We start from the raw sequence: 8,141 nt of genomic DNA on the forward strand, positions 1-8,141 counted from the left end.
GTTTAATAAACTCGAAGGCGGGATGGAATATCTGCAAGATGTGATTATTCATGATTCCCTCGGCATCGCTGAAGAACTCGAAGCAGAAATGGCACATCAAGTCGCTACCTACGCTTGCGAGTGGGATAAAACCCTTAAAGATCCCGTCAAGCTCCAACGCTTCCAACACTTCGTCAATACCGACGCACCCGATCCTAATATTGTTTTAGTCGAAGAGCGCGGACAAAACCGCCCAGTTTTCGAGCACGAACGGCAATTGTTAGAGATCGATCGGTAGATAATATTTAAGAAATATTTTCCCTCGAATGCCCTGAGAATCCCCCCTGTCTTGTCTCGCTAAACCGTCGGGGAACCCGACGAGCGCGAGCCGCTAACCCCCCTTGAAAAGGGGGGAACCGGATCCGGAAGTCCCCCTTTTTAAGGGGGATTTAGGGGGATCCTTTACTACCATTTCTGTCAATAAATCATAAATTTCATGACCCAAACAGAATCAATTCAGTCAACAACACAACAGTGGACAACGATCTGCTCCTTAGAGCGAATCTTACCAAACACAGGCGTTTGTGCCTTAGTAAACGATCGACAAATCGCCGTGTTTAGAGTCGGCGAAGGAGAAGATGTATATGCGATCGAGAATTACGATCCGTTTAGTAAAGCATACGTCTTATCAAGAGGTATTGTCGGCGATCGTAATGGCATTCCTAAAGTTGCATCGCCAATCTACAAGCAAAATTTTAGTCTGGTGACAGGCGAATGCCTAGACGATGCGACTGTGAAGTTACAAATTTTTACCGCTAGAGTTACCGATAGACAAGTTCAGGTTATTGCTTAAAGCACCGATCGAAACAGCCCTCGCCTTCACAGGTGAGGGCTATTTTTGTTGAGGACAGCCGAGCAGATCCAATACTTCGTTCAGTCTATCCTTAAATGCCGTCACACTAGGCAGATAGTTCATGCGATCGATATCGATTTCACCAGCATCGATTTTATCATTGAGCAACAATCGAGTAGCGGGTTCGCCCAAATGTGCCTCAATTTGACTTTTTAACGAATTAGGCGAAGCATCATTACCCGACTCATCTTCCAACTGCTGACAATTTTGATAATTATCGCGTAAGGCACACAGCCACCAAGCTTCAGATTTTGGTTTGGGCAAGATGGGTACACCCGTAGTCAATCCCTCTACGGCAAACCCATCCAGCATCGATTGAAGTTTCTGCGCCCATTCCTGTCGAGTGCTTGTCGCCGTACCATCTCCATCTCTGAATAAAACAACTACCCGATCTCGTGCTTCTAGTTCTCTTGCCAATAAAGCCAAAGCGCGAGCATTGTTATAAAAATAGCGCGTTTCACTTGGTTGCTTTTTACCCTTACGAGATCGAGCTTTCATCTGTTTGGCACGAGTGGCTAATTCTGCTTTCGAGAATAACGTCAAAGCTTGATATTCAACCAAAGAGTAACCTAATCGCCTCTCGGTTAACAGATCGACTAATTTGGTAATCGGGCCGATATTTTCGCAATCGCTCCCAACATCCGACGCACCCTCTCCACTCAACACTAAATGCATCAATTAGCTCCCAAAATTTCTGCATTTAGCTGCGTCAACAGCGTATCTTCATATACTTCTCCTGCACCCATCACCGTCAACTTCTCCCGCATTCTGGGGATATCGAATAATCGAATTGCTTGAGTCGCCCCAATCTGATTTTTGTAGATATAAATAATTCCGGCGATCGCAATATCATCTTCTAGGTAATTTAAAACCATCGGACTATGGGTGGTAATCAATACCTGTGGGCGAGCTGCCACTAATTCATCTACCAGAAACTCAATCAATTCAGGATTAACGCCATTTTCTATTTCATCGAGCAATAGAAAACTTTGCTCTTTAGATAGTTGAGCAAAAACCGCTAGCATCCGCAAGAATCCATCAGCTACATGTCGAGCTTCCGTCTTGACGATCGTATCTCCAAACTGCTCTCTAACGGTGAGGCTTTTCCAGCCAGATCGCATCGATAATATATCAATATCTCGAAATCGTGGATAAATCTTAGCTAATTTTGCTTGAATACTATCCCGTTCATTTCCACCAATTTCATGCAAGAATGCCGATAGCTTCTCACCACCTAATCCTAAGCTATTACCTGCGTCTCTAGTTCTTTGTCTGAGTAGTTCGGGAGCTAATAGATCGAGGGCATGTAGATCGATGAAGAATTTTTTCAGATCCTGTACTTCTCTACGTAGTTGAGATTCCTTAATCTGTGATATTATAGATCCCTGATAATCAAAAGGAATTTCCCCTGATAAACCTACGTAGAAATCATGGCACGTAACTAATTTTCCATCTTCGGTATAATTAAAAGATGCTGAATTTTCTTTAAAGTTCCATACATTATAACTTTTGTTTTCCACATGTAAAAGTGGGTGATTGTTCAATTCTACTCGCTCATTAGTGCAGCGTAGCGTTTGAAAATTAAAGCTAGCAGACCACTTAATATCAACAGGATAATCATCTGAATCTACATGAGAAAGTAAAACTTCAAAATTAATATTTTTTTTACGATTTAATTTTGAATTAATATCGGAAGATTCCCACTGCCGCTTTTTCAACCAACCACTGATATCGCCTTTAACTTGTTGAGACAAAAAATCAAAGAACTGTAACACAGTAGATTTTCCTGAACCATTTAGACCGACTAAACAACTAAACTTGGTTAAAGGTAAGTCAAAATTAACTAGCGATTTAAAATTATCAACTTTTATAGATTTAATTTGCATGTTTTTACAGAAAAAATCCGTAAATGTAAGAACACCTACGGAATCTACTATACAACTTTTTTACATTAAAATAACTATTCAACCGTAACCGACTTGGCAAGGTTACGAGGCTGATCGACATCTAAGCCGCGCATTGCGGCGATGTGATATGACATCAATTGCATCGGAATAACTGTTAAAACTGGCGACAGTAATTCATCGACATCTGGTACGGGTAAAACCTTATCAAAAATCTCCGCTGCATCTTTATCGCTGGCGGCAACTACTCCATACAAATGCGAATCTCGCGCTTTGGCTTCTTGGGCGTTTGAAACTGCTTTTTCATATACTTTCCCTGGCATGGTAATCGCAATTACGGGTACCTTAGCATCGAGGAGGGCGATTGGGCCGTGTTTCATCTCTCCAGATGGGTAACCTTCAGCATGGATGTAACTGATCTCCTTTAATTTTAGGGCACCTTCTAGGGCGATCGGGAAGTTAATGCCGCGTCCTAAGAAGATTGCATCGTGGGTATCGAGGAAGCTGTGGGAGAGTTCTTCGATGTATTTTTCTTGGGTTTCTAAAATGACTTCGATTTGGGAGGGGAGGACTTTTAAGCCAGCGATGATTTCGGCGAGTCGATCGGGTGTAGCAGTCCCGCGACGATGGGCTAGATCGATCGATAAAACGTAAAATGCTAGCAATTGACCCATGAAGGTTTTGGTGGCGGCTACGCCGATTTCCATGCCTGCGTGGGTGTCGATTACGCAGTCTACGACGCGGGTAATTGCGCTATCGGTACGATTGGTGACGGCGAGGAGGCGGGAATGATATTTGGGTGCTTTGTCTTGGCGGCGAGATTTCTCAATTTCGACGGCGGCGAGGGTGTCGGCGGTTTCTCCAGATTGGGTGATGCCGATGGTGAGGGTGTTGGCGGTTAGGGGTGGGGGAGAGTAGCGAAATTCGGACGCATATTGAATGGCGGTGGGGATCTGCGCGAGTTCTTCAAGCAGATATTTGCCTACCATTCCGGCATGAAGGCTGGTACCGCAGGCGACGATTTGGATATTTTCGAGATCGGTGTAGATAGATTCGGGCAGGTTGAGTTTAACTGGGGAGTCGGTGCTACCGGGCATCCAATCGGGGTTGAGGTAGGCTTCCAGACAAGTCCGCACTACGGCGGGTTGTTCGTAAATTTCTTTTGCCATAAAGTGGCGGAAACCTTGTTTTTCAACCGCGATCGGATTCCAGTTAATATTATGGGGCGTGCGCCGCACTTTCACGCCTGCAAAGGTCGATACTTCGACACCATCTCTGGTCAGTCGGGCCATTTCGCCATTTTCTAGGGGTAAAATGGTGCGAGTGTATTGCACGATCGCTGGAGTATCGGACGCACAAAAGTATTCGCCTTCACCGATGCCAATTACTAGCGGTGCTTGCTGTCTGGCTAAAACTAATTCATCGGGATAGTCTGCCGAAATTACGGCGATCGCAAAGGCACCAGATAATTTGGCTACGGCTTGGCGGACTGCTACCATTAAGGTATCCGCGCCTTCAGCAAAGCATTGCGCGATCAGATGGGGGATAACTTCGGTATCGGTTTCCGATCGAAATACATGTCCTTGTTTTTTCAATTCCTCGCGCAGTTCGCGATAATTTTCAATAATACCGTTTTGCACTACCGCCAGTCTTCTCGATGTATCTGTGTGGGGGTGGGCGTTGTATTCTTCAGGCTTGCCGTGTGTTGCCCAGCGCGTGTGTCCGATGCCGATAGGAGCGTGATTGGGAGCTATTTCAATTTTTTCGCGCAGGTTGTAAAGCTTACCTTTGGCGCGAATACAGTCTAAAGTTCCTTCAATAATGGTTGCTACTCCGGCGGAGTCATAACCTCTGTATTCGAGTTTTTCTAATCCTGAGACTAGAATGGATTGGGCCGATCGTGTGCCAATATAGCCAACAATTCCACACATACAGTCTAATTCTCCCGCAACGGCGATCCTAGTTTTAGCATTTTTATGGCAGTCTCACTCATGTAGATCCTGACCTTGCCATCCTATTATAATTACCCAACCTGCGATCGAATGTAACAAGATGGGCAGAAATATTTTGGATTTTAATTCCCTATTCCCTATCCCCTATCCACTAAAACCTAAAACCTAAAGCCTAAAACCTAATTCCCTAGTGACTGGTGACTGAAGGCACCACAACGCACCCTCAATCTTCAGTCACAATTGGGGACTAGTATGCTAATCCCATACTGCGAGTGGTTTCCGCACCTAAATAAACGCGGATACTCAGGAAGTCTGTAGGGCAAGCAGTTTCACACCGCTTGCAGCCGATACAATCTTCGGTGCGGGGCGAAGAAGCAATTTGCTGCGCCTTACAACCATCCCAAGGTACCATTTCTAACACGTCGGTAGGACAAGCCCGAACGCACTGAGTACAGCCAATACAAGTATCGTAAATTTTGACGCTATGAGACATACAATCATCCTCCCAACGATAAAGTTTTAGGAAATCTAAAACTAAGAATCAAGGCTTAGTGTACCGCAGGCACAGATACTAGTTCTCAAAAAGGCTACAAAAGTTAAAAACCTTTAACTTTTGACTGGTTCTGAGTCGTTCGCCAACCACGAGTAATTTCACTAAATAAGCGTTAAAATAAGGATTAATGCTCATCATAGAAATCTAATGAGGGAAGCCGAGTCTTTGCCTACTGAGGTAATTTTGACCCGATCGCATGAAGTAGTTGCTAAGATTCGATTGGATTGGACTCCGCAACCGGGTAACTATCTCGATCTCGAAGGTAATACTTATGCTGTGTTAGAACGCCGCCATCGCTATCATCTGCAATTCGGGCGTTATCAGTTACACAAAATTGCCCTCTACGTCCAACCCGCGACTCGTCCTGACGAACAAAGTTTAATTGATGGTCAATGGGTCATCGGCGATGCTACTTGTAAGTACAATGCTCGATCGAGCTTAATTCGCTGTGCAGTACATCCGACTGGGCCGTGTGAAGGATGTAAGTTTAGGTCGTAGATCGTCGGCTAAATTTTTGGCAACAATGCTTTTATCTGGATATGATATTTTGCCAAATCGCTTTTACCAAGTGATACCCTCTAGCTCGGTAGGATAGAATTCCCGCACGGAAGATCGATCCTCATCCAAAACTTTAATAAGATAGTCACCTGTCTCTTTCCGATCTTCGGCATCTTCGCCATCAATCCAAGATTGCAAGAGGTCGATGGTAGATAGTTTCGGTGTTTCTAAGAGAGTATCTTTCGTGACGGTCAGATTTGGATTCATAGCTGCGGTAAATTTGAACTAAATTCTCATTTTAGACCAAATCTATATTATCTTTATGACGCGCCCTGGAGGACTTGAACCCCCGACATTCGGTTTTGGAGACCGACGTTCTACCAACTGAACTAAAAGCGCAAATGTAATGGATGAGGGAAGCGATCTTCCTGACCCTGTAGAATAGTATAGTACGAAACTAAAGTTAATGGTCAGGACATTTGAAATAAATTTGAGATAATTATTCCAAAGGACGATCGAACCGCTGTTTGACGCGAGTTGCTTTACCGACGCGATCGCGGAGATAAAACAGTTTCGCACGACGCACTTTACCGCGACGAATTACTTTGACGCTATCAATTTTGGGGGAGTGTAACAGGAATACCCGTTCCACGCCAATCCCTTGAAAGACGCGACGTACAGTAATAGTCTCGTTGATGCCACCGTTACGAGTAGCAATAATGATGCCTTCGTAAGGTTGAACCCGTTCTTTGTTACCTTCTTGAATTTTTACGCCCACACGGACGGTGTCGCCCACGTGAAGGGTGGGCAGATCGGATTTTAGATACTCCGCTTCGATCGAGCGAATGATTTCCTGAGCTTTCATGTGGTTTGAAAAAATTCACAGACTACCATCATAGCAGACGAGCGTGAATTTGTCTAAAATTATTTGGGGATGGCGAGGACGGCTAAATCGGCAATAAGTACCAGCCAAAATCTCGACTAATAGCCGAACCACGATTTTGATGGCGATCGGTTGCGCCATTAATTAGTCCAAACTGTTAATATGTATTCAATCCTAGCCCGATCGATATTATGCCTCTAGATAGCCTGTTTTCGACCCAAGGTATCATGGTGATGCTTCTTGCAGCCTACGCTGGGGCGATGTGGCTGTTTCTCTCCAGTGCCCCCAAGGTTTACACTGTGATGGTGTCCGATCTTCAAGTCGCGCAAGATTTATACGAAGGATTATTGAATCTGTCGATCGCTCAAGTACCGTTGCATTATTACTACGATTACGAGCAGACGATCGGGACTGCGGGTATCGATCCGATGTATCTAGCCGCACCGATGGGTAGAGCTAGTGTCAGAGGGATGAAAGGTGCTGAAGGTTTGTGGTATCAGCTCAAGAAGAATACCCAGTTGCATGTAATTACTGGCGCGAGTTTCGGCGAAAAAAATCGTCAGCGACACGTCTGTTTCGATCGCGATTGCTTGGAGCAAATCCTGATGCGGATTCAAACCCGTGGTGTCAAGCACAAGATTCGCAATGAGAAGCCATTAAATTTCTTAGTCAAAGATTACGATGGTCGCACGATCGAAATGGCTGAAGCGGCTAACTAGATTCGATCGCGTAGCGTACCGTAGGCAATCGCATTCTACATCTAGTACCCGAACTGACTTCGGGATAAGGATTGGCGATAGATGACTCCTGGCTTCGTTCCTGCACCGCCCTCAAATGAATTTGCGGATGCGCGTTCGTCGGGAAACCCGACGGTTGAGCGCACCAAGCAGGGGCTAAAAGCAAAAGTTCGTTAAAACGAACTAGTCAATTTAGCAGTTCTCTTCAGAGAACTTGAGCTATTAGCCCGTTGGCGAAGCCTCTCCGAAGGAGACACTGATAGTTCAGGGCGGTGCTTGAGCGAAGCAAATCAATCTTCCTTATTTAGAACTCACGTTACCTGACTGTATATTCTACTCGATCGCCCCAAAAACATTTACAGTGAGTAAGCACGGTAGATTTTGCCCCACCCGTTCGGGATAACGTTCATGCTCCGCCTTTCTGAAGTTAAACTCCCGCTAGAACATACCCCAGCAGAGATCCAATCGGTCATTCTTAAAAAATTAGCGATCGCACCTAAGGATCTAATTAGCTACACTATTTTCAAACGTAGCTATGATGCCCGCAAGCGCGGCGCAGTTTCGTTTGTCTATATCATCGATATCGAGACAACCAGAGAGCAGCAACTTCTCCAACGGTTTAAAAAAGATGTGCATGTGGTACCTACCCCCGATACTAGTTATCGCTACGTAACCCATGCCCAGTCTGAATTAGAGCAGCGTCCGATCGTGATTGGCTGTGG

General features: G+C 45.0%; 10 protein-coding genes, 1 tRNA gene and 2 pseudogenes. 5 read left to right on the forward strand and 8 right to left on the reverse strand.

Features of this window, described 5'->3' with window-relative positions:
- Window positions 1–277: pseudogene (locus tag Q0R35_RS16530) on the forward strand (nitrite reductase (NAD(P)H)); the annotation flags it as partial.
- Between the two features lie 198 nt (window positions 278–475).
- On the forward strand, window positions 476–832 hold the full coding sequence (nirD, locus tag Q0R35_RS16535) for a nitrite reductase small subunit NirD (protein ID WP_295620881.1): 357 nt from the start codon (window positions 476–478) through the stop codon (window positions 830–832).
- A gap of 39 nt (window positions 833–871) precedes the next feature.
- Here nirD and Q0R35_RS16540 read toward each other — a convergent pair whose 3' ends face one another.
- The 4 genes from Q0R35_RS16540 to psaC all read right to left on the reverse strand — a co-directional run bounded on the left by Q0R35_RS16540 (window position 872) and on the right by psaC (window position 5,241).
- Window positions 872–1,567: a hypothetical protein gene (locus Q0R35_RS16540; protein WP_295620884.1), complete on the reverse strand. Its 696-nt coding sequence runs from the start codon at window positions 1,565–1,567 to the stop codon at window positions 872–874.
- Window positions 1,567–2,778, reverse strand: coding sequence for an AAA family ATPase (locus tag Q0R35_RS16545; protein ID WP_295620887.1), 1,212 nt, complete (start codon window positions 2,776–2,778; stop codon window positions 1,567–1,569). Before Q0R35_RS16545 ends, Q0R35_RS16540 begins: the two co-directional genes overlap by 1 nt.
- 74 nt (window positions 2,779–2,852) lie before the next feature.
- A complete protein-coding gene (gene glmS, locus Q0R35_RS16550) occupies window positions 2,853–4,727 on the reverse strand; it encodes a glutamine--fructose-6-phosphate transaminase (isomerizing) (protein ID WP_295620890.1) in 1,875 nt (624 codons plus the stop codon).
- A 268-nt stretch (window positions 4,728–4,995) separates the two neighbouring features.
- Window positions 4,996–5,241: a photosystem I iron-sulfur center protein PsaC gene (gene psaC, locus Q0R35_RS16555; protein ID WP_295620893.1), complete on the reverse strand. Its 246-nt coding sequence runs from the start codon at window positions 5,239–5,241 to the stop codon at window positions 4,996–4,998.
- Window positions 5,242–5,448: 207 nt separating this feature from the next.
- On the opposite strand from psaC, the gene Q0R35_RS16560 reads away from it, so the two are divergent.
- Window positions 5,449–5,799 carry a DUF6464 family protein gene (locus Q0R35_RS16560; RefSeq protein WP_295620896.1) on the forward strand — a complete coding sequence of 117 codons (351 nt, stop codon included), beginning with the start codon at window positions 5,449–5,451 and terminating at the stop codon, window positions 5,797–5,799.
- 63 nt (window positions 5,800–5,862) lie between these two features.
- On the opposite strand, the gene Q0R35_RS16565 is transcribed toward Q0R35_RS16560, so the two are convergent.
- From Q0R35_RS16565 to Q0R35_RS16580, 4 genes are all read right to left on the reverse strand, one after another.
- On the reverse strand, window positions 5,863–6,066 hold the full coding sequence (locus Q0R35_RS16565) for a hypothetical protein (protein WP_295620899.1): 204 nt from the start codon (window positions 6,064–6,066) through the stop codon (window positions 5,863–5,865).
- Between the two features lie 59 nt (window positions 6,067–6,125).
- Window positions 6,126–6,198, reverse strand: a tRNA-Trp gene (locus Q0R35_RS16570).
- Window positions 6,199–6,298: 100 nt separating this feature from the next.
- Entirely contained in the window at window positions 6,299–6,664 is a 366-nt protein-coding gene (rplS, locus tag Q0R35_RS16575) for a 50S ribosomal protein L19 (protein WP_106301592.1), read from the reverse strand.
- 15 nt (window positions 6,665–6,679) lie between these two features.
- Window positions 6,680–6,823, reverse strand: a complete 144-nt coding sequence (locus Q0R35_RS16580; RefSeq protein ID WP_295620902.1) for a hypothetical protein — start codon at window positions 6,821–6,823, stop codon at window positions 6,680–6,682.
- Between the two features lie 50 nt (window positions 6,824–6,873).
- On the opposite strand from Q0R35_RS16580, the gene Q0R35_RS16585 reads away from it, so the two are divergent.
- Both Q0R35_RS16585 and Q0R35_RS16590 read left to right on the forward strand, forming a co-directional pair.
- Window positions 6,874–7,401, forward strand: a complete 528-nt coding sequence (locus tag Q0R35_RS16585; protein ID WP_366944928.1) for a glyoxalase-like domain protein — start codon at window positions 6,874–6,876, stop codon at window positions 7,399–7,401.
- A gap of 426 nt (window positions 7,402–7,827) precedes the next feature.
- A pseudogene (locus tag Q0R35_RS16590) lies at window positions 7,828–8,141 on the forward strand (hypothetical protein); the annotation flags it as partial.

The sequence above is a fragment of the Chamaesiphon sp. GL140_3_metabinner_50 genome (assembly GCF_025361915.1).
Lineage (GTDB): Bacteria > Cyanobacteriota > Cyanobacteriia > Cyanobacteriales > Chamaesiphonaceae > Chamaesiphon.